This is a genomic window from Pedobacter sp. 05T44 (assembly GCF_056395985.1).
On sequence record NZ_JBFTKO010000011.1, the window covers coordinates 16,115 to 37,024 of the forward strand.

At 37.5% G+C, this 20,910-nt stretch carries 19 protein-coding genes; 4 read left to right on the plus strand and 15 right to left on the minus strand.

What is annotated here, in order from left to right:
* Window positions 1–31: 31 nt before the first annotated feature.
* The 7 genes from AC1DDK_RS16840 to AC1DDK_RS16870 all read right to left on the minus strand — a co-directional run bounded on the left by AC1DDK_RS16840 (window position 32) and on the right by AC1DDK_RS16870 (window position 7,597).
* A complete protein-coding gene (locus AC1DDK_RS16840; protein ID WP_172662895.1) occupies window positions 32–1,606 on the minus strand; it encodes a phage tail sheath family protein in 1,575 nt (524 codons plus the stop codon).
* A 16-nt stretch (window positions 1,607–1,622) separates the two neighbouring features.
* The gene (locus AC1DDK_RS16845; protein WP_337716206.1) at window positions 1,623–2,663 is read right to left on the minus strand and encodes a hypothetical protein; all 1,041 of its coding nucleotides are present in this window, start codon (window positions 2,661–2,663) and stop codon (window positions 1,623–1,625) included.
* Window positions 2,664–2,685: 22 nt separating this feature from the next.
* Window positions 2,686–3,297: a Pvc16 family protein gene (locus AC1DDK_RS16850; RefSeq protein WP_337716204.1), complete on the minus strand. Its 612-nt coding sequence runs from the start codon at window positions 3,295–3,297 to the stop codon at window positions 2,686–2,688.
* Between the two features lie 21 nt (window positions 3,298–3,318).
* On the minus strand, window positions 3,319–3,969 hold the full coding sequence (locus AC1DDK_RS16855) for an FkbM family methyltransferase (RefSeq protein WP_337716202.1): 651 nt from the start codon (window positions 3,967–3,969) through the stop codon (window positions 3,319–3,321).
* Between the two features lie 7 nt (window positions 3,970–3,976).
* Window positions 3,977–4,726, minus strand: coding sequence for a capsular polysaccharide synthesis protein (locus AC1DDK_RS16860; protein ID WP_288879311.1), 750 nt, complete (start codon window positions 4,724–4,726; stop codon window positions 3,977–3,979).
* Window positions 4,727–4,741: 15 nt separating this feature from the next.
* The gene (locus AC1DDK_RS16865) at window positions 4,742–6,925 is read right to left on the minus strand and encodes a glycosyltransferase (RefSeq protein ID WP_477633976.1); all 2,184 of its coding nucleotides are present in this window, start codon (window positions 6,923–6,925) and stop codon (window positions 4,742–4,744) included.
* Between the two features lie 153 nt (window positions 6,926–7,078).
* Entirely contained in the window at window positions 7,079–7,597 is a 519-nt protein-coding gene (locus tag AC1DDK_RS16870; RefSeq protein WP_172662889.1) for a UpxY family transcription antiterminator, read from the minus strand.
* A 325-nt stretch (window positions 7,598–7,922) separates the two neighbouring features.
* Here AC1DDK_RS16870 and AC1DDK_RS16875 point away from each other — a divergent pair, with 325 nt between their 5' ends.
* A complete protein-coding gene (locus AC1DDK_RS16875) occupies window positions 7,923–8,282 on the plus strand; it encodes a hypothetical protein (RefSeq protein ID WP_172662888.1) in 360 nt (119 codons plus the stop codon).
* Between the two features lie 129 nt (window positions 8,283–8,411).
* On the opposite strand, the gene AC1DDK_RS16880 is transcribed toward AC1DDK_RS16875, so the two are convergent.
* The 3 genes from AC1DDK_RS16880 to ku all read right to left on the minus strand — a co-directional run bounded on the left by AC1DDK_RS16880 (window position 8,412) and on the right by ku (window position 10,941).
* Window positions 8,412–8,954: a CHRD domain-containing protein gene (locus tag AC1DDK_RS16880; protein ID WP_337716200.1), complete on the minus strand. Its 543-nt coding sequence runs from the start codon at window positions 8,952–8,954 to the stop codon at window positions 8,412–8,414.
* Between the two features lie 156 nt (window positions 8,955–9,110).
* Complete coding sequence (locus AC1DDK_RS16885; protein ID WP_477633977.1) at window positions 9,111–10,157, minus strand: DNA topoisomerase IB; 1,047 nt, start codon at window positions 10,155–10,157, stop codon at window positions 9,111–9,113.
* A 13-nt stretch (window positions 10,158–10,170) separates the two neighbouring features.
* Entirely contained in the window at window positions 10,171–10,941 is a 771-nt protein-coding gene (gene ku, locus AC1DDK_RS16890) for a non-homologous end joining protein Ku (RefSeq protein ID WP_172662885.1), read from the minus strand.
* 295 nt (window positions 10,942–11,236) lie between these two features.
* Between ku and AC1DDK_RS16895 the strand changes: the two genes are divergently transcribed.
* The gene (locus AC1DDK_RS16895) at window positions 11,237–11,587 is read left to right on the plus strand and encodes a helix-turn-helix transcriptional regulator (RefSeq protein WP_172662884.1); all 351 of its coding nucleotides are present in this window, start codon (window positions 11,237–11,239) and stop codon (window positions 11,585–11,587) included.
* Window positions 11,588–11,645: 58 nt separating this feature from the next.
* On the opposite strand, the gene AC1DDK_RS16900 is transcribed toward AC1DDK_RS16895, so the two are convergent.
* From AC1DDK_RS16900 to AC1DDK_RS16910, 3 genes are read right to left on the minus strand one after another with little or no spacing between them, the layout of a single operon-like run.
* Window positions 11,646–12,323: a DUF3823 domain-containing protein gene (locus AC1DDK_RS16900; protein ID WP_477633978.1), complete on the minus strand. Its 678-nt coding sequence runs from the start codon at window positions 12,321–12,323 to the stop codon at window positions 11,646–11,648.
* Window positions 12,324–12,336: 13 nt separating this feature from the next.
* Window positions 12,337–14,217, minus strand: coding sequence for a RagB/SusD family nutrient uptake outer membrane protein (locus tag AC1DDK_RS16905; protein ID WP_172662882.1), 1,881 nt, complete (start codon window positions 14,215–14,217; stop codon window positions 12,337–12,339).
* Between the two features lie 4 nt (window positions 14,218–14,221).
* On the minus strand, window positions 14,222–17,494 hold the full coding sequence (locus tag AC1DDK_RS16910; protein ID WP_477633979.1) for a SusC/RagA family TonB-linked outer membrane protein: 3,273 nt from the start codon (window positions 17,492–17,494) through the stop codon (window positions 14,222–14,224).
* 462 nt (window positions 17,495–17,956) lie between these two features.
* Here AC1DDK_RS16910 and AC1DDK_RS16915 point away from each other — a divergent pair, with 462 nt between their 5' ends.
* On the plus strand, window positions 17,957–18,181 hold the full coding sequence (locus tag AC1DDK_RS16915; RefSeq protein WP_337716199.1) for a hypothetical protein: 225 nt from the start codon (window positions 17,957–17,959) through the stop codon (window positions 18,179–18,181).
* Window positions 18,182–18,287: 106 nt separating this feature from the next.
* Here AC1DDK_RS16915 and AC1DDK_RS16920 read toward each other — a convergent pair whose 3' ends face one another.
* Both AC1DDK_RS16920 and AC1DDK_RS16925 read right to left on the minus strand, forming a co-directional pair.
* A complete protein-coding gene (locus tag AC1DDK_RS16920; RefSeq protein WP_288879307.1) occupies window positions 18,288–18,911 on the minus strand; it encodes a GNAT family N-acetyltransferase in 624 nt (207 codons plus the stop codon).
* 15 nt (window positions 18,912–18,926) lie between these two features.
* Window positions 18,927–19,325 (minus strand): GNAT family N-acetyltransferase, encoded by a 399-nt coding sequence (locus AC1DDK_RS16925; RefSeq protein WP_172662878.1) that lies wholly within the window; start codon window positions 19,323–19,325, stop codon window positions 18,927–18,929.
* Between the two features lie 80 nt (window positions 19,326–19,405).
* Here AC1DDK_RS16925 and AC1DDK_RS16930 point away from each other — a divergent pair, with 80 nt between their 5' ends.
* Entirely contained in the window at window positions 19,406–20,899 is a 1,494-nt protein-coding gene (locus AC1DDK_RS16930; RefSeq protein WP_288879306.1) for an aminotransferase-like domain-containing protein, read from the plus strand.
* Window positions 20,900–20,910 lie beyond the last annotated feature (11 nt).

Consider the following 20,910-nt stretch of genomic DNA (forward strand, 5'->3'; position numbering starts at 1 on the left):
TTGTTTTAGATGAGCTTTTAAAGCTGATTAATTAAGATTCCTGAAGTTTATGAGAGAATTTGAGAATGATAAACTCTGCCGGACGTACTACTGCCATGCCAATTTCAATATTCATTCTGCCCTCCAATATGTCAAGCGCGGTCATAGTTACACCTAAACCAACCCTAACAAAGAATGCGTGTTCCGGTTTAGCACCTGCAAGCGCTCCTGCCCTCCATTGTTTAATCAGGAAGTTTTCGATCATGGCCCTTACCCTCACCCAGGTATTGGCGTCGTTTGGCTCAAAAACAACCCATTCGGTTCCTTTTTTGATAGATTCTTCTGCAAAAATGAAGAACCTACGCACTGGGACATAACGCCATTCATTGTCATTTCCGGCCAGTGTCCTGGCTCCCCATACCATCACTCCCTTACCCGTAAAATACCTTATCGCATTTATTGATTTACCTGAAGTTGGATCTACATTTAATGACATTTGATCCTGATGAGAAATTTTTAACGATGCCGCATTTACATAAGATAGTGAGACATTGGCAGGTGCTTTCCAAACACCTCTTGAACTATCAACAGCAGCATAAATACCTGCAACTGCTGATGAAGGTGGCATAACAATCGTTATTTTTTGAAGCTGGAGCTTGATAACATTATATAGCTCCGTATTGCCAGTAACTGCTGGTGGGGTAACAGGTGATGTTGGTACGGTTGCAGGAGGTTTCTGAAGATTCAGACCTGTTTTTATTGATTCTTTTAAAGTAGACAGCGGATTTAGAATACTTGCCAGACTAATATTTCCCGGATCACTAGCAGGAGTTTCGACAGTTTGGGTGGTTGTTACTCCTCCAACAACTGTTTTGTAAATTACGTTTACGTCATTGTCTTCAAATCGATAGTTTAATATAGTTTCCAGATAAGGGAAATAAGCAGCTCCATATTTTATCAAATCCAGGTTGCTACCCAGGGTTGCAGCATTTCTAAAATCATCCGCTGAGCTGTTAATGTCGTTAGGCGTGCCCTTTTGTTGTATTACATCAATAATGGTAAATCTGTCCTGAAGCAGAAAACATTGATTTAGTGCCTGATTAATCAGTGAATAATAGCTTGATGAATCTAAAGAAGGCCCATCCGGGAAAAGCAGTAAGGTAGGCTCATCAACTTTCGCTATTGCAGCTAAACCATCTTGCAGTTTTTGTGATGCAATGTCAGTATCAGAAGGAGCTGAAGAAGGATATTGGCCGACTGACACTATGTAACACGGACCTCCTCCATTGGCGAAATACATCTGCAGCCCATAGTATAGTTTGAACCTTGAACTCGTTGCGGCTGCCTTATCAATTGAGATTGTTCTTGCAACTGAAGAATCACTATTGGTAGTGTCTGTAATGGTTACAGTAAATGCTGTTTCCTTCTGGGCCAGACCAAACAATTGTTCATATTCTAGCAATGAACTAATTCGCTGGGGTAACAGCGTAAGATCTTTACCGTTAAAAGTTGCTTTCTCAGTATAACCGATGAATGCAGGAATAGCAGTTTCCACTTCAGCTACGGAAGGTGGAAACGTTGGGATCTCACGTATATAGACCCCGGGGGTTTTAAATACATCTGCCATGTTGGTAGGTTTTTAATTAGATTGTGATTAAAATATCTGAGAAAGTATCAGAACCTTCTGTTCTTATGAGATTTAAAGGAGGATTTGGTAAATTGGCTATAATCACTTTATTTGTACTGTCTGTCAATTTAATCCCCGCAATTGGATCTTGTTTAAGTGGTAATACATTGTTGGACGTAAAAATAAATTTCCCTGGTGGTGAGCTTCCCAGCAATGTAAAATCTATTGATGAACCATTCGTTTTAGCTACATTTATTGTTGTTATCGACGAGTTAAATTGTTTGGTAATGATATATCTCCATTTTGTTGAGCGATTTGTAAACGGAATTTTATATTTTTTTGTGCTGATCGAATGATCATTATTTTGAAATTGATAGGCTGAACTCAAATTGCTTTTATAAAAAATTTCGATTACTCCAAATACATCAGAAATTTCATGGGGATTGATTGAATAAAAAGATGCCTTCTCGGTTCCTTCAATTAAAAAGCGCGTCCGGCCTCCTGTTGATTTATTAAGATCAAAAGAAAAATTATATACGTTATTGGAGTTATCCAATAGCTGCTGTAAACTCTCTCCGCTGTCTATAAATTCTAGTTTTCCGGTTTGAGTTGCAAGGTTACTGTTATGTGCAAAAGAAAAGGCATTACTTACAAAGGGAATTAAATCTGCCTCAGACACGGTTTTCTTGGTTTTGTTTGCAACAAGCAGTGGCTCGCCCGCTAATAGATTTGAACTCAGGTTATTGAAATAATAACGGCTGCTAGCTGGCTTACTGGTATTTAGATCGGTGATGTTTTCAAAGAAACTGTTTTTCAGCTTGAGTAGAAAAGTAAATTTTGTTCCCTCTGTTAAAGGATTTCTAATTACATCCAGACTATTCACTTTTGCATATAATTTTCCGCCGAAATCACTTGGCAGAAAACGTAATCCCAGTGATTTCATAAGAACGTTACAGTCTTCAGATGGCTGCAAAGCTATATCAGGACATTTACCCGAACTGTAAAATGTATGGGGAAACTCCACTGAAAAAAGTGCTTTATATTTTATTTTTATCATTACAAAAAGATTGGAGGTTAACTTAATTGTCGCTAATGGTAACTTCTGTAATTGGAGGTGCTTCCATTTTAGGTTCAAGATCAATGAAACTCATGGTTCGGATTTTATAAATTACGTTAGGCATGTACTTTGCACCAAGTGCTGCCCAAAGGTTATTTTGTTGTTCAAAAGTGATGGGATGTAAATTGACCAGCAAACGACCCACCTTTTGCCATGGTTTGTCGTTATCAACTTTTGCATTGATCCCAGGATACTTATCGCTATCAAAGACCTGATTGCCTTGAAAGAATGAAATTACGTAAGATAGTAGTCTTAATGCGGTAGAGTAGTTATTAGCAAAGACAGAAAAAATAACAAATACATTCAGGTTAACCGGGGGATTAATTATTTGAATCTTGTCATCTGTTTTCCGATAGTTGTATTGAGCATCAGAAACGCGATCTTCCTCCAGGTTTACCAGCGTTAAAATTATTTTAGATACCTCACCGCCGTCTGATACAACAGCAAATGTTCCATCAGGAGTCATCAGTGAAGAGATCATTACAATATCTTCATTTCCGAAGTTTGTGGCGTCCTTGCGTTTAAGATAAGCGTTGAGCTCATCTGATAAAAATTCAAGTGCTGTGCGTAACATGTGTTTAAATAAAGTGTAATCTTAATTCTTTGAATAAACAAACTGCCTTGCGGCAGAGATATCCGGATTAAATAGTAAATTATACCCGTAGTCTTTTAACTTCTGATGATTAAAATTATCTGTATGTGTTTCAATAATAATCGCATGTATCTTTCTTAGATCCTCTTCTTTTGATGCCTCAATTAGAAATTCTTCGTAACCTTCAATATCTAACTTCAGTATGAAAACGTCCCTGTCAAGTTCGTTGATGAAAGAAAATAACCCAACAGATTCAACAGATAAAAAGTCATTGGAATTTGGTATCGACGTCCATCGCCCACTCCAATCACTTTGATCTGGTGAATAAAGATTTAATGTCCCGTTGGTTACTGAAACTGCCTTGTTCAATGCCTTTATTTTTCCAAACCTTTTAGCGTTTTCATTTAAATACCAGAAGCTATCGGGGTTTGGTTCAAAGGAAATMACATCAACGTTTTTTAGATGCCTGGCACACATTATCGAAAATGCACCAATATGAGCACCACAATCAATCACATAACTTTGAGTTAAAGGTTCAATGTGCGCAAATCGGCTTTTAATACAGTACATGTCCTGGTTAATAACTTCAGGAATAACCCAACGATCATCATCAGTATCTTTCCTGTAAACAATATTTAAAAGATCATTCATCATTTATCTATTAAGCAAAGGTTGATTTGGTCTTCTTATTGGTCTCTGACGTTCTTAATAAGTAGCTAAAAAAAGTATCCTCATCAAGAATATTCGGGTATTGATTTTCCTCTAAATAACCCCTAACCATGTTAGCAGAAACCATATAACAATAGGAATTGGGATTGAGCATTTGTTGATGCACGTCATCACTAGCCTTTTGAAAAAATGCCGCCGGATTGCTCCAGCAAATAGGCTGGATCTGTTCAACCTTTAATTCATACCATGAGGTTTTGCCCTCATTTAAGGTTGCTGTTAAGGCTTGTGAGCCAATTGTTAGCCACTCTATTGGTTGTCCGGACCGTAAAATTTGGCAAACACGATTATAATAACCAGAGGCAATATTACTGTTCAATGATGCTCCCATAAAATTATTTGTAACCTCTCCAGAACGTTCCCGGTACCCCATAAACTCATACATATTCAAAATATCCATCAAGGGCTGGATTGATTTGATAACAACACAATCAGAATCAATCCATAGCCCACCAAATTTTTTAAGCAAAAATGCCCGTATAAAATCTGCCCGATGAGCTACATATAAATCATTAAGTTTGATGTCGAGGTCAGAATCCCGCAATTCATTAAAGCGTTCAGGGGTTAGCAGTTGTACATTTTCTACATGTGCAAATACTGTTTTCTGGCATGCCCGAATCCATTCCGGAAGGTCGCCTTCCCAATATAGCCATACTGGTAAGTTTTTCTTTTTAAGATTAGCCATCTTTGCTGTAATGCTTTAATTCAATTTCTTTAAAACCAGTAGGGAATCTGTTAGCTGGATTTTCTGGTAATTCTTTTTTGAAATAAGTTCATTTGCAAATGCAATTACGTCGGGGAAGTAATCAGCAAAGTCATGGAACGCGAGGTAACCTCCAATTTCTATCCAGGATGCAAACTGTCTGAAGTCATTAGAAATATTTAAATAATCATGTAAGCCATCTAATAACAATAATGATATTGGGTGATTCCATTTTACATTTTTGGATTCATCAACTATTGACATCACTGTTTCAGATAAATTGGCTCTTTCAATATTTTTTTTGAAATGAGCTAAAGATGGTTCAAACTGTTGCAATCCCTGATCTGTAGAACCTAATATTCCATTGTGCGGATCAATTGAATAAACTTTTATCCCATCTGATACCGACTTAGCCAGCTTTCCAAGCAGAATTGTTGCTTTGCCGTGATAGCTGCCAACTTCAACTAAATGTCCATTTGGGAATTGAGTGCATGCTTTTAGTCCAAAAGCAATTAACAATTCGGCTTCTCCTTCACTTAACCACCCATCAATTTGTTTAATTTCATTTAAAACTTGGACAGGTAAAAACAATGACTGTTTATCGTCTTCTTTATGTGTTTCTTCGGGTTTTTGTATGTAGTTATTTAAATGCCTACGGGTATATTTCCTAAGCGTATCGTCGTAATTACGATTTATTGGATGTACCCAAAACGCATTGGGATCATTAAAAGCACAGTCTAATTCTTGTGTTGTATATGCTTTTTTGTATTTAACAAAGTCATGGCAACAGGGATTCAATTCAATATCATAGCCAAGCAAACTCACCATAGTTGGCAATATGATCTCTTCTGTCGCCCATATTTTTGTATGCTTCATTATATTTTGAAGAATATTGTTCGTTTTGAAGAGCTTAACCAGATCCTTTACGGCATCGTAAGTGAATACAGTTGAGGGCCAAAAAGACCAGTGAACAAATTTGCTTTCACCATCTTTAAAAGTTTTAAGCAGTGGTTTCCATAAATCATATTCTTTAAATGCCTGAATGGAGGTAAAAACGTCAGTATTGTTTACAGTTATATGCTCAGGTCGGTTAGATAAAAGTCCGATATTGCTTTTTTGCGAAAAGAAATCCCACATGAAAGTAGAATATGCTGGCTGTAGACTTAATTGATCGGAATCTACAATAGTTAAAATGTCAAAAGAAAAATTATCGAGTGCAAATTGCATACATTCAAGCGCAAAATTGTGCAGGTAGCCATGTGCTACCGGTATAACAGTGGGGTTTACTACAGCTCCAAATTCTTCAAAAGGAAATGAGCAGGAGTTTAATTTAAGATCGGCGTTACTGTTAAAAATAACGATACTTGAGGAAGGGTCTTGAAAATGTAGATTGCGAACCATATCAATTACACAATCTAAGCTTTCATGCACCAGGCAAGCATAAACATTCTTTAACTGTTTTCTAACATTCTTTAAATTCCATTTATCTGAAGCAGTTTGAGCATGTTTAGGATAATATTTTAAATCAAAGTTCATTATCCGCTCTATATCCATTACCGGGTATGGGTGCCACCAATCGCCTGAAGTTTTTTTCAGGCTAATGTTCTGATCATGTATCATGTGGACAGACATCTTTGAATCTGTAAGTGCGGTTACTTTTTCGGGTGAGGCAGCCCAAACAAATAAGCMATMAACACCTACATTTATATCTTTATACTGATTTTTTTCCCAGTAAGATCGCTGATAACAAAGCGAACTTCCCAGCAACCATTTACGCTGATCTGGAGGATATCTATATTGAAAGGCTTCTTTTTTTAGCAGGTCGTAATAAAGTAAATTATTTATCCCACAAATATCAGCATTACGCTCTTTCAACTCCTCTACCTGATATTTTATCCGATAGTTAGCATACCAATCATCATCGTCCCAATTAACTATTATGCTCCCCGAGGCATGCTTACAAGCTATATTAAGTTTTGCACCCAAAGATATTTGATGATCAAGTCTTATGTATTTTATATTATCAACCTCTGGAACCAAGTCCCGGATACAATCAGAACCGTCATCAATTATAATTAGCTCTTTATTTTGGTACTCTTGCCTGTGGAAATATTTAATAGCGTGCGGAATAAAATATCTCCTGTTAAAGGTTGGCATTACACAAGAAACCAGAGGAAGCATATTAAAGAAGTTTTGCAGGCTAACCAGTGTAAATTGTAAAGCTTCGCTAGAGGTTTGTCACAATAACACCCTGATAATAAATTAAGTAAATTCTGAAAATCATTTAATTTATATACTCATAAAGCTAGTCCCTTTGTGAACCAACATCAATAGTTAGTTATAACTATTTTTATTGATCACCTTCCTTAAACTAGTTGAACAAACTTCAATTGAAAGTGATTGGTTTATGGAACTTAAGTGAACGCCAAGACGCTCCTTACCCCTTTTAAAAAATAATTTCCCCTGTAAGCCGGTGAAAGGCCCGTCAACAATAATCACTTCATCACCACTAACAAGATTGGACTCTATTTCAAAAACCATTGTTTCGAACTTCATTATGTTGGATATTTCATCCTCAGATACCATTGCCGGTTTACCTTCAAAAGTTATAAATTTTAATACCCCTCCTATTTTTAATAGTTTGAAGCGCTCCCTTTCTGTTGAATTAATAAAAACATAATTTGGAAACATAGGCACTTTTATTTCTTTTTTACGATCGCTCCATTGCCTTATTACATTTTGTAAAGGCAAATAAGCTTTTATCTTCTTTTTGGTAAGTTCGTTATAGATTTTCTTTTCGAGATTTGGAAAGGTATAAACGATATACCAGTTGCTTTTTAGTACATTTTCCATAGCATAGTATATTAGGGATATATTTTTGATGGTAGAGATAATAATTAACTCATATAATAAAATTGATCATATTTAATTGATGATGAAATAGTTATTTATAATCATTTATAAGGATTACATGAACACTAAAAGTGTTTTTTTGACTACTAGCAGGTCTATATATTTCTTTTTGTTAAATATCTTTGATTAGAAGATGCCTAAAATTTCATGACGCTGCTCCGATTAATTCTAATTCTTCGATTTTATTAACCCTTAAAATACCATATGCTATTATATTGAAACGTCCCTAACGTTCAACCAAATATTATCTAAAACGACTAAAGTTATGGAACATAACGCAGGAGAAATCGTTGAACTAGCTGTTCGACGACAAAATGTGAATATTAGCGAATTATCCAAGCGCTTAAATGTAAACAGAAGGACCTTGTATAATTGGTTTAGACAAAAGAAATTGCATACAGATGTAATTTTAGAAATAGGTAAGGCTATCAATTATGACTTTTCAAGTGATTTTGAAGGAGAATTAAAACAATTAAATCATAATGAGGATCTAAGGTCTTTTAAAAAGGACTCTAATTCTGAACATCCTGATTCCGTCTATTATTGGATGGAAAAATACATAGCCTTACTTGAGGATTATAAACGGTTGGTTAGAAAGGATTCAACCCATAACATGCTATCGTAACAGTGCTATATCTTAAGGAACATATTCAGGGCAGCTGTCTGATGGGATAGATGCCTGATATGAATTAGGGAAAGTTCTTCAATTTTAAAAAAGAAACTGCCCTGATTATGCTCCGGGCAGTTTCTTTTTTTAGTATCCACCTCCACCGCCATTGTTTCCTCCATTGCCCGTACTTGCGGCAACCAGAACAATGTTGCCTCTTATCTCGCCACTTGTAAAATCAGAACTATGGATATTAACATACCATTTTCCTGATAAAAGCTGACTGATCTCTGCAGCGTTCAATACTCTGGTAGTTCCTGTAAGAGTACCTGAGCTGGCAGTGGTAAAGCCAGGTATTTCAATTACAATTGGTGAACTGGTTAAGTTTGATCCATTTTCTGCACCGTGAAAGTGCATTCCTGTCGTTGTTGCAGCAGCAGATCCAAGCTGCCATGTAATGGTATAAGCAATCGTTTTGGACTGTTCATTATAAGTGATGTTTGCCGTGCCTGTTCCAGTTGTTGTAACTACCGGAACTTCATTAGAGCCATTTAACTGGACCATAGCTGTATAAGTTCTGTAGGTAACATCAGGTCCGTTGCTTTTCTTTTTACACCCTGAATAAAGAACCAGCAGGATGACTGCCATAGCAAGTATGGCAGAAAAGAATTTTACAGAATAAGTTTTCATAGTAAGTAATTTAAATGATTAATTAATTACTCCGATTGACAGTACAGCAGAGGGCGATAAGTTTGATGAGCGTTTGGAATTTGTCCTGTCATCATCGCTTCACTATCTAATACGCAACTATTTGTAAATGGTTGCCTGATGTTTTGCTTATTTCAGCTAATTCTGTTCTTTTGAATATTTAAGGAAAGACAATAAAACTTTCTMATCCTTTTCCAATAGCTTATTTGTTGGATTAGCTAATATGCTTACCCGCTTTAACCACTTATGAAGTGCATCATTTTTATGTGCTTCCAGAAGTAAAGGATATACATATGAACTTTTGCAAACAGCTCTGGTGTTTCCCAATTTTTTAGCAACAGAATCTAAAACTTGTATTTCAGTTTTCGCTTTAGAACAACCCTCCTGAGTTTTCAGACAAGTTGCAAACTGCCTCAACGCTTCCAAAGTTCCGCCCCAGGTCCTAAAATCCTTGGCAGTAAAATCATTGCCAGTAATTTCTTTAATGTATTGATTGATTTGGCCCGACTCAATACTTCTACGCATCCCATCGTCAGTATAAAATTGAAAAAGTTCCTGTCCGGGGATATCTCTGCACTTTTTTACAAGCCTTGATAAATGCCGGTCTGTTAAAGCCATTGTATGCCTTACCCCTTTCTTGCCTACAAAACTTAAATGTAATGAGTTCCCTTTAATTTTAACGTGCTTATCTTTCAGGGTACTTAAACCGAAACTGCCATATTTCTGCATATAACTTTTTCCACCCACTCTCAATAATGTCTTTTGTAATAGATCAACACAAATAGCAAGCACTTTTTGTTCATCGAGGTGCTTACGTTTTAAATCTCTTTTAATCTTTTTCCTGGCTTCAGGCAATGCTTTGCCAAATTCCAGCAGCCTAAAATACTTATGTTCAGATCGTCTTTTGGTCCATTTACTATGATACCTATATTGTTTCCTATTAGCTGCATCAATACCCGTAGCCTGCAAATAACCATTAGATTTAGGACTTATCCAAACTGATGTCCAGGCTGGAGGTAAAACAAGTGATTTTATTCGTTGTAATTGATTTTCATCTGTAATTCTGTTGCCGTCCTTATCTTCATAATAAAATTTACCCGACTTCCCTTTTCTATAAATTCCGGGCATGGTATCAATAATGTATACCAGTCCGTTTTCCTTAATTACTTTTTTAGTTTCCTCCATAACTTATTATTAACTAGGCTCTTTTTTTCTTAGTAAGGCTTTCCATTAATTGGCTGTAAAGATCATCGCTACTAGCTGTTTTAGGCTGCATTTTCTTAATAATAGGTTGTTTTCCCTTAGCTTTTGCTTTTATAATAGCTAAAAGTTCAACCCGATGTTCATCCTTAAATGAACTGATGTCAAAGTCACCACTATATTGAGCTATTAAAGCCATACCAATCTCCAACTCTTTGCTGCTTATCGTTTTTTCTCCCTTAAGCTTAACTTCTGTTGTGCTTCTAATTTCTTCCTCGAACCGGATTTTAGTAATAACCAGTACCTCATCCATGGGATGGATAACGCATAGGTTCTCCGTATTTCTGAATACGAAACGGGCTACTCCTACCTTTTTTGATTTAACAAGTGCACGTAGAAGTAAGGCATATGCTTTTTTTCCCTGGTTTTCAGGCTGTGTATAGTATGAGGTTTCGTAATAAATGGGATTGATTTCACTGATATCAACAAAACGCTCCAGCTCAACGACCTTGGTCTTTTCCGGACTAGCCTCCTCAAAATCTTTGTCATTAAGTACAATATATTTTTCATCAAGCTGATACCCCTTTACTATTTTTTCATAAGGAACTTCTTTACCGGTATTTTCATTAACTCGTTTATATTTTATCCTGGCATGATCTCTTTCATCCAGCATATCGAAATCAAGATTGCTGTTCTGTACGGCCGAGTATAGCTTAACAGGGATATTAACCAAGCCAAACCCAATAGCGCCTTTCCAAATAGATTTCATAATGCATGTATTTTAATCTTTAACTTTCTGGTTAACAACTTTGAGATAGGAATGTTTAGATTGTCCACATAAAACAAATAATCCTAATTACTGTTGTGGAAATTTGAACATCAAAAGGGAGTTTTTGACAATCAACAGGTTGCCTGCGTGTCTGTTCATTCGATACTTTTGATTCAAAGATGCCTAATTCTTTCATATTGCCGCTCTAACTATCTCAACCCGTTTCCCAAAACATTTAGGCTCCTTCCATTAAAACGTCCCTAGCGTTTAGTCTGACTTATCTAAAAACGATGTTATGGAACATAATGCAGGAGAAATTATTGAACTCGCAGTACGGAGACAAAATGTAAACATTAGTGACCTTTCCAGACGTATGCACGTTAATAGAAGGACGCTATATAACTGGTTTAAACAACGAAAGTTGCATACCGATGTAATCATCGAGATAGGAAAAGCCATTAATCATGATTTTTCAGCCGATTTTCAAAGTGACTATATGGATTTGGGCGGGTTCTCTGTTTACAAAGATGAATCTTCGTTAAATCACTCAGATTCTGTTTATTACTGGATGGAAAAATACATTTCACTTCTGGAAGATTATAAGAAATTAGTACAAAAGGGAAGTCATCACAAGACATTGTCATAACATAAAGTTGAAGTAAAAAGTAGCGACGTATTAGGACGCTACTTTTTACTAATTATAATTATTTAAGCTGGATTTTTTCTGCCATTGAATAGGCAAGTTCCCCAACTCCTGCTGTTTTTACACCTACCCGAACATATACCGCATCAGCAATTGATAATGAAGCCGGAATCACAATATTCATTGTAAGTGGCTGATTAATATTTGGAATAGCCGAAGCAGCAATTGTAGTAACAGCACTTTKATTAGCATCATCAATAAGGGCTGTTTTGAAGACATATAATTTGACCGATTCGAGCAAATTCGTAGTGTTTACAGTTTGTAAATTTACTGTAGCTGTTACCGTTGTACCAGCTCTCTGATATGAAACGGTTTTAACAAATGTATAAGGCGTTACAGGAACATCAACAATTGTATTGCCGCTTACTTTAACATCAATTGAATCCGTATTGTTAATCCATGGCCCTACTCCTCTTAATCTGGTTAATTTATAATTGCCATCAAAAAGTAAGGCAGAAAAAGTACCATCTTGTGCAACATAAACTGGAATTTTTGTAAAGAAATCATAGCCGTGTTGCCATAATTCCAGCTGTACGCCATTTGATCTGACGCCAATGGCCTGACCTTCATACACCACCCTACCTGTAAGTAATGATTTTGGTGCGGTGTAATTATCTTTCTTACATCCTGCAATCCCTGCTGCAAGGATAAACAACAATGAATATATATATGCTTTCATTTTCATAACCTGATTAATTAAATGGATTTTGAACAATTTTAGGATTGTTGTTTATTACATTCTGATCAAAAGATGAGTAGTAATTAAAAATTTGAAAAAACCTTGGCGATCTAAATCTGGGAGCTGTCATTTTAACAAATATATATTTCCCATCGCGGGCTGCATCTCCAGGACGAATTACGCGGTATGGATATAAGGCTGATACTACTGCATCAGGACTATCTGAATTACCGGTCCAAACTTTATCTGCCTGTCTCCAGCGCTTTAAATCCCATAAACGATGATCCTCAAACGCCAATTCGTTTCTACGCTCATTTCTGATTTTACTAATGGTTAAGGTTGCGCTTGTCAGGCTATTTGCACCGAAACCAGCACGCTGCCGAATTAAATTTGCATAGGTTAAGGCATCGTTTGTTTGTCCGAGTTCAAATGCGGCTTCAGACGCATTCAGATATATCTCTCCTAAACGGAACCATACCCACCAAACGTCACTTTGAATCCCCCTTGTAGAGGCTCCGCCATTTGCATCTATATACTTGCGAAGATAGAAGCCTGTGTTTGATACCTCTTGTATAGACCGATGAGGGCCAGAAGCAGCTATTAGTGGTTTGTTATCTGTATAGTTTGTTCCAAGATCAGGGCCTTCAACTGTTTGATATGAATTTGTTGCAGCATTCCATACCATAACGCCAGCCTGCATATCAACTGTTAAACCTTTAAATGGTGCGCCGGGGAAAATTATTGTTCCATATAGCCTTGCATCTTTACCGGCAAATATATCGGTGGTATGATCATAATAGATATAATCAGTGTTGCCGGCATTTCTGGTTTTAAGTTTCCCCTCGGACCCATCGAGATATTCATAATTTTCCACCAGATTTAATGAAGGCGTAATGTTGGACGAACTTAAGTTGTCTTCTCGTATGCCCCGGGCAATGTTATCGTACGTAAATCCGTGTTTTTTAGCTTTAGTTGTCAGGAAATCACGTACAAAGATCACCTCTGGATTATTTGTTTTCTTTACAACAGCTTCATAAAAGTTCTCGCCCAGATTCGGGTTGCTTGTGTATAAGGCATATGGACCTGCTATGACTTCCTTAGAAGCTTCTAATGATTTTTGAAAGTATTCATCAGCTCTGGATGCTGGTATACCCACCTCTCCTCCGGTTGTAGTTATAGTTGGGGTTAGCAAGGCATTATATTTGGCAATTGAGCCAGCATATAACATGGCTCTGCTTTTCAGTGCCATGCATGTGTATTTATTTGCCCTCCCTTTACTGCCATCATTAGCGATATCATTTTTAACTGCATCAAGCTCAGAAGCAATGAAATCATATACTTCTGCTTCTTTTGCACGGGGTTGTTGCAGGTAGGTAGGATCTCCTTCAAAATTGTAGATTAATTGAGTGGTAATTAATGGTACCCCTCCCATCCTTTTTACCATTTCGAAATAAAGATAAGCTCTGATAAATCTGAATTCTGCTTTCAATTGGGTTCTTTGAACCTCACTAAGCGTTGCAGCACCAAATTTATCTACATTCTCTATAGCTAGATTTAGATCTCGAACAAAGCCATAATCGTATAGCCTCCAACGGCCTCTGTCGTAGCTCACAATATTATTCCGTCCCTCTTCATTGGAAAATCCCGACCACATAGCATCATCATAATCAGCCATATTTCTCCATTGTGAACCTGCCTGATCGGTTAAACCCATGTCAGTAGGAATCCGGTTATAATAATTTGCAAGTAGTCCTATTATTAGTTTTGGATCTTTCCATAATTGATCGTCAGTGACAATCGTAGTTGGCTCCCTTTCCAAGAAATTCTTTTTACAGGAGCTAAAACTTAGCAGGAGAACTAAGCTGAATATTATATATTTTGATATGTTTTTCATGATGCTATAGTGTTAAATTAAGCCCTAGTGTATAGATCTTTTGTTGAGGATAAACCAATCCATTACCCGCTGAAATCTCAGGATCAATTTCATATTCCTTTACATTGTCGAAAGAAAACAGATTTGAGCCATTAACATAGATTCTTAAGGCGGAGATATTTACCTTTTGCAATAGGGTTTTTGAGAAAGAATAACCCAATTCCAGGTTTTTCAGCCTCAGATAACGAATATTGGTCGTCCAGAAATCATTTCGGTTATTGCCACTAAGCGGACTGGTAAACACAGATAGTCCAGTGTTGTCCTTCCTTAATGCAGGATATGTTCCTGGGATCCATTGACTATTAGGGTTATATGGATCTGCTCTGTGCCAGCGATCTGTTAGCATATAAGCAGGTGAGTTTCCATTATTTTGAAATGGAAATTTCAATTCCCAATCTCTAAAGTAGGTCTGCATCCCCGCGCCCATCAGATCAAATGCAAGTGAAATACCTTTCCAGGTAACCCGGCCATTTATGCCGTAATTAAAATAAGGCAAAGCCCCTTCTGCATACCCAATTGGTTTTATGTCCATGGCGTTGATAATTCCATCACCATTTAAATCCTCATAAATTAAATCACCGGGTAAAAGCGTTCTGTTACCTTGTCCGTCTATGTTAACCGGGTAGTCATTAATTTGTTGTTCAGATTGGAACCTTCCTAAAATATGATGGCCCCAGTTCACATTTTGCCAACGGCCAGTTCTATCATTTCTGTACTGATCGTAAGAATTTCCAAAACGTGGTTTGTATATATAATCATCTTTAGTTCTGCCGAATGTTGCATTACCGCCGATTGAAAAATCCACCTTACCAATTGAGCTACTATAGGTAATTAAACCATCAAATCCCTGTGTAACATCTGAATTTAAATTTTCTGGTGGCAAACTATACCCTACCTCGTTTGGCAATACTACATCATAGCGTGGCGCAGGAAAGCCAGAACGTTTACGCCTGAATAGATCAAACTGTCCTGTGAAATGTTTGAATATGGTAAAGTCCACACCTACGTTCGATGTTTTATTGGTTAACCATGAAATAACGGTAGTAGGCAATCCTCTTGGTGCTACACCATTATAAAACGTACCATCAAATACAGCATTTCCGGCATTAACATTATACCCGCCCAAATACGCAAAAGGATTTGGCGAATAATAATTACCACCACCATCTTGTAAAGATGTTCCGGTTTCGCCATAAGAGGCTCTGAATTTTAAGTCATTAATGCTTTTAGAAAAGATCTTCTTAAAAAAACCTTCTTCCGAAATACGCCAGCCTACAGACACGCCAGGAAAAAATCCGAAACGACTGCCAGAACGATAAAGAAATGAACCATCATATCTGCCAACGGCTTCAATAAGGTATTTTTTCTTATAATCGTAATTTAACCTCATGGCATATCCTTCAAAAGCCTCTTCATAATGTGAATCACCTATGTAATCCAAATCAGCAAATACCTGTGTAGGAATAATATTGTTTGGCGGAACAGAGTGTAATGCCAGGTAATCATTAGTAGCATCTTTGCGTTCAAAAGCAACTAAAGCCGCTATGGAATGATCTTTTATTTGCTTGGTATAGTTTAATTGAAACTGTGCAAACGTGGCTACGATATTTCTTTTATGCCTTTCTCTCCATGGGTTTTGGTTGCCATATAATGCACCATTTGGGGCTCTGTCATTGTAGGTATCAGTAGCCGCATCATAAATATATGCAGGATAGGTATATTCAAACCCATCAAAGTCTTCATTACTATAATCATATGAATACAATGCCTTTGCAGTTAAGCCAAAACCAAATTCGTACTGTGCATTTAATTTCGCACCGGCTCCTCGGGTAATGTTGTCAATATAACCGGTTATATCCTTTGAATAAGTTGCCGGGTTAACGTTTACATTGTGCGTTTGGTTAATATACAAAGGGTTGTTGTTAGCATAGGCGGTTTCTGTAGGCCACATACTGCCAATACTAAGTAAAGGGTTAAAGTAATCGTCCAATCCCGGAACCCCTACATTATGCCTGTTTTCTATCCTGCCACTAATTTGGGCACCAACGGTAAAACCTTTTAAGACAGTACTGGAAATATTAGCCTGAAGGTTTGTGCGGTTAAAATTGAAATCTTTAAGTGCAGCTTCCTGATTAATATGACCCAGGGATAAATAATAGGTGGATTTATCAGAGCCGCCTGAAGCATTTGCTGTTATAAATTGTTGCGGAACGTTGTCCCTTACAATAAAAGCATAATAATCGTTATTTTGATAGCCGGGTTCTGTTCCTGCTTCCCATTTGGCCAATTCTTGTGGAGAATAGAGGTCTGCCGGATTACGGCCAAGATTTTGTTCAGATTCTAAACGGCCTCTTACGTATTGTCCTGCATTTCCAGGATATGGATAACGGGAGAAATTTTGAAAACCATAATAGCTGGAAAGTCCGAAGGAAGGCTTATCACCTCTTCTTCCCTTTTTAGTCGTTACCAATACCACACCATTTCCCGCCGCCAAACCATATATAGAAGCAGAGGCATCTTTAAGCACCGTTATGCTCTCAATATCATCTATTCCTAGCTGGTTAAATGCATTAACCCCAGAAATACCTGTATTAAAGCCAAACCCATCGCTACCATTACTGGTGCTATATGCTACTCCATCTATAACATACAAGGGGTTTCCGAGGTTTCTGATCTGTAAATTGGCCCCATTTCCCGGTCGGGCATCTGTGGTACGTGCGGTTACACCAGGAATTTTACCCGCCAAAGCACTTGTAGCGGCTACAGAAGGCGATCGGACAATATCTGAAGCCTGTAACGTGCTGATCGCTCCAGACACAGTTGCTTTCTTTTGTGTACCATAAGCAACAACAACAACTTCATCCAGGTCTTCTCCACCAGCAGCAACCATACGGACATTAATAACTTTGCGATCGTTTACCGTGAATTCCTGATTTTTAAATCCAATGTATCGAAAAATAAGTATTKAACTTGGTGTCGGCGCATTTATAGTATAATTTCCATTAGCGTCGGTCTGGGTACCCGAATTGCCCCCTTTTAAAGTGACCGTTACGGAAACTAAAGGTTTATTTTCATCATCGGTGACCTTACCAGATATCATGATTTGAGAGAAGGCATTTGCCGATGTAAAAAGGGCCATCATTGCCAATAGAAATTTTAATTTTGGTTCAGGGTACCAACGTATACCCTTAGCCTGGATTCCAATTCCATGGAATACCTTAAGTAGTTTTCTGTGCATGATTTTTTTGGTTAGAGATTTATAGATTTAAAGGTTAATTAAATTGCAATGCGTAATTCATTACCCAGAAATAGAATCTTAGCCTTTTGAGGAGTTATTTTGAATGCATTTCTGCCTATTACCCTCGCTTTATTTGAATAATTTTGAAACAGGGTACTACTTAGTACGATTAGGTAAATAATCATTCTCATTTTAGCCGTTCTTATATTTGGTAAGACAAATAAGCCACTTTTTATATCATTATTCTATCTTGATGTTGTCAGTTTCTGAGCTTATTTTGTCATTAAAGCTCTTTTTGTATTTTCACGTCAGAATAAAAATATTTTTGATACTTATTCTTGGTTATCAGTTGATTACTGAGATACCGCGGTCCAGAATGTGTAAAACATAAAGAATGTTTAAAAAATGCACCAAACAATTTCGATCATTTTGGCTTTTAGAATACATTTAAACGTAAGATTTATGCGAAAAACAGAGACCAAAACAGACCTTCAAAAGTTCATAGAAAAATTTGAACCTAATAAATTTAAAATGTTGACCAGAGGGATTGAAATCAGAGGAAATAGTGACCTGCACCGAAGCATTACTTTTGCCAAGGAGCTAATTGAAAGAATGAAATTGAAGCTCACAATTAATCATTCCGCCGAAATGGCGATGTATGGAGGATTTGAAGTAGTATATGCTTAATGAAAATCCTGCATGAGAATAAAATAAAAAGGTCAGCTATCAAAAATAGCTGACCTTTTTATTGGATGTTCTAGAGTCCGGAAATTATTCTTTGATTAATTGCGTGTTAATTATTCATTAACATATATCCTTGGAGCAGCTCCTTTACATCAGGCCATTCGTCCGAGATTATAGAAAAACGAGCAGAATCCCTTATGGTAAAATCTGCTCCCATTCGTTCAGCACGAATTATCCCTTCAAATTTAGCACCCAGACGTTCAATAGCCGCTCTTGATCGTTCATTACGTACATCAGTCGTGAAATTAACCCGCCATACTTTCCAGTGCTCAAAAGCGTATTTGAGCATCAAGAATTTAGCTTCCGTATTTATACCTGTTCTGGTAGCAGACCCGGTGAGCCATGTATACCCTATTTCGCAAACATCGGGAGCAATTCTTCCATATCCACACGTATGTTCAGGCCACTGCCAGTAGGCAATATTCCAAAAACGTGTGGATCCTTTTATAATACCGTCTTCATTGCCGACGATGACAAAAGGCATCGCTGTTCCCCTATCGCGCTGCTCAAGTGCCGTTTTAATATACCTGGTCATTGCATTTTTTTCCTGAGGCACAACAGTCCACTTAAATAGCTGCTCATTTCCTGCTGCGGCCTTAGTTAATCCTTCTAAATGAAAAAGTTCCAGAGGCTCTAACCTCACGTAGTTTCCAACTAGTATGTTGTTTTCCATTTGCCTTTTTCTCGTCTATTTTACGCGGTTAATGATAAAGCCATTGTTCACCACATCCATACCGATTTTTGGATAATACTCAATAGCCGTTGGTGCTGCAAGTAGTAAAAGCATACTCTTATCGCCAATTGTAGCTTTTGTAAGTTTTACCAATTCTTTGCCAATACCCGATTTTTGATAAGTTGCACTTACGGCCAGGTCAGCAAGATAGCAACAGTGACAAAAATCAGTTAATGATCGGGCAATGCCGACTAGCTGATCATCATGCCAGGCCGTAACCACAAGGTTAGAATGTTTATACATCTCTGCTATCCTGTTTTTATCAGCTGTAGGACGGTTGAGACCAGAACTGTCGTATACACTGATGATTTCTTCTAATAATGGTAACACATTTGTTTTGTAGGTAATGTTCATATTTAATAAAATTGATATTCAAAAGTATATTATTAAAGGACTATCTTTATCATCCAGAAACAAGAAGTTAAGTAGTCCAGATGTTGCCATTTGATACCCTTATAACAATCGATAAAACACTAAGCGTGTCCGTTTATCAGCAGATTGCAAACCAAATACTTATGCTGATAAAAAATGGAATTGTAAAGTCAGGGTCTTATCTGCCTGGTACGCGCGAACTGGCTAGAATGGTTGTTGTTCACCGTAAAACAATTATTGCTGCATATAACGAATTAAGCGCTCAGGGATGGATCACTGTGATACCACAGAAAGGGTTTATTGTGGTTCCTAATCTTCCAGAAGTACAGCCACAGCAATGGGACCAGCAGAAAGCAGGTTTTGCATATGAAAGTTCAATGCCCAGCCCCTTTTATAAAACAAACCAATATGGAGTGATTCCTTTGGCTAGTGATACCATGGTGCATGAATTAATAATAGACGATGGCCACCCAGATATGCGGCTAGCGCCAATGGACCTGCTAAACAGGGAATACAGGAGCCGTCTTAAAAAGGTCCAAACATTTAAACGGGTTTCGGCAACGCTGGCCGCAGGCTCGTTTAACCTAAGAGAAACAATGATAAGCCATATGGCGCAAACCAGGGGGTTGCAAGCCCAGGCATCAAACATCATGATGACTCATGGCGCTCAAATGAGTATTTATATAGCAGCAAGCTTATTGTTAAAACCCGGCGATAATGTAATTGTAGGAGAACCGGGCTATTTTGTTGCTAACCAGGTTTTCGAATCTTTAGGAGCCAATGTAATTCGTATGCCTGTAGATCAGGATGGAATAAATACAGATTTGATAGCTACAGCCTGCCAGAAGTTAAACATACGGATGCTGTACCTCGTTCCCCACCATCATCATCCTACCACAGTAACTTTAAGCCCGCAACGGCGTATGCGTATACTGGAATTAGCTGAAGAACATAACTTTACAATTGTAGAGGATGATTACGATTATGATTTTCACTACAGCTCCTCTCCGTACCTGCCCCTTGCCTCCGGAAATCATCAAAATCGGGTGGTTTATATTGGCTCCTTTTCCAAATCTCTTTCCACATCTATACGAATTGGTTTCATGATCGCCTCAGCAGATTTTATTGCCCACGCGGTTCATATCAGAAGACTTATCGATTTGAAAGGAGACCATATTATGGAAGATAGTCTGGCTGCACTTATCGAAAACGGTGATATTAACAGATACCTCAAAAAGAACAATAAGATTTACAAGGAAAGAAGGGATCATTTAATCAAGATGTTGGACACTTACCTGAAAGGTATAGTTAGTTACGAAAAACCCGATGGAGGTATGGCCATTTGGGTTAAATTTGATCCTAACTATCCTATTGAACAGATCTCAATTAAAGCAGCCAAGCAGGGTCTTTATATGAATAATGGGAAGTTATTTGATAACAATGGAGTCAGCTATAATGCCATTCGATTTGGGTTTGCTTCATTAACTTTGCCGGAAATAACCAAAGCTGTTCAAATCATTTCATCCAGTTTGGTACTAACCTTGCAACCAAAATAAACTGAACCTTT

Excerpts from the sequence above, each read along its gene's own strand:
- AC1DDK_RS16840 (WP_172662895.1), bottom strand. The coding sequence starts at position 1,606 with ATGGCAGATGTATTTAAAACCCCCGGGGTCTATATACGTGAGATCCCA.
- AC1DDK_RS16845 (WP_337716206.1), bottom strand. The coding sequence starts at position 2,663 with ATGATAAAAATAAAATATAAAGCACTTTTTTCAGTGGAGTTTCCCCAT.
- AC1DDK_RS16850 (WP_337716204.1), bottom strand. The coding sequence starts at position 3,297 with ATGTTACGCACAGCACTTGAATTTTTATCAGATGAGCTCAACGCTTAT.
- AC1DDK_RS16860 (WP_288879311.1), bottom strand. The coding sequence starts at position 4,726 with ATGGCTAATCTTAAAAAGAAAAACTTACCAGTATGGCTATATTGGGAA.
- AC1DDK_RS16870 (WP_172662889.1), bottom strand. The coding sequence starts at position 7,597 with ATGGAAAATGTACTAAAAAGCAACTGGTATATCGTTTATACCTTTCCA.
- AC1DDK_RS16875 (WP_172662888.1), top strand. The coding sequence starts at position 7,923 with ATGGAACATAACGCAGGAGAAATCGTTGAACTAGCTGTTCGACGACAA.
- AC1DDK_RS16880 (WP_337716200.1), bottom strand. The coding sequence starts at position 8,954 with ATGAAAACTTATTCTGTAAAATTCTTTTCTGCCATACTTGCTATGGCA.
- ku (WP_172662885.1), bottom strand. The coding sequence starts at position 10,941 with ATGAAATCTATTTGGAAAGGCGCTATTGGGTTTGGCTTGGTTAATATC.
- AC1DDK_RS16895 (WP_172662884.1), top strand. The coding sequence starts at position 11,237 with ATGGAACATAATGCAGGAGAAATTATTGAACTCGCAGTACGGAGACAA.
- AC1DDK_RS16905 (WP_172662882.1), bottom strand. The coding sequence starts at position 14,217 with ATGAAAAACATATCAAAATATATAATATTCAGCTTAGTTCTCCTGCTA.
- AC1DDK_RS16915 (WP_337716199.1), top strand. The coding sequence starts at position 17,957 with ATGCGAAAAACAGAGACCAAAACAGACCTTCAAAAGTTCATAGAAAAA.
- AC1DDK_RS16920 (WP_288879307.1), bottom strand. The coding sequence starts at position 18,911 with ATGGAAAACAACATACTAGTTGGAAACTACGTGAGGTTAGAGCCTCTG.
- AC1DDK_RS16925 (WP_172662878.1), bottom strand. The coding sequence starts at position 19,325 with ATGAACATTACCTACAAAACAAATGTGTTACCATTATTAGAAGAAATC.
- AC1DDK_RS16930 (WP_288879306.1), top strand. The coding sequence starts at position 19,406 with ATGTTGCCATTTGATACCCTTATAACAATCGATAAAACACTAAGCGTG.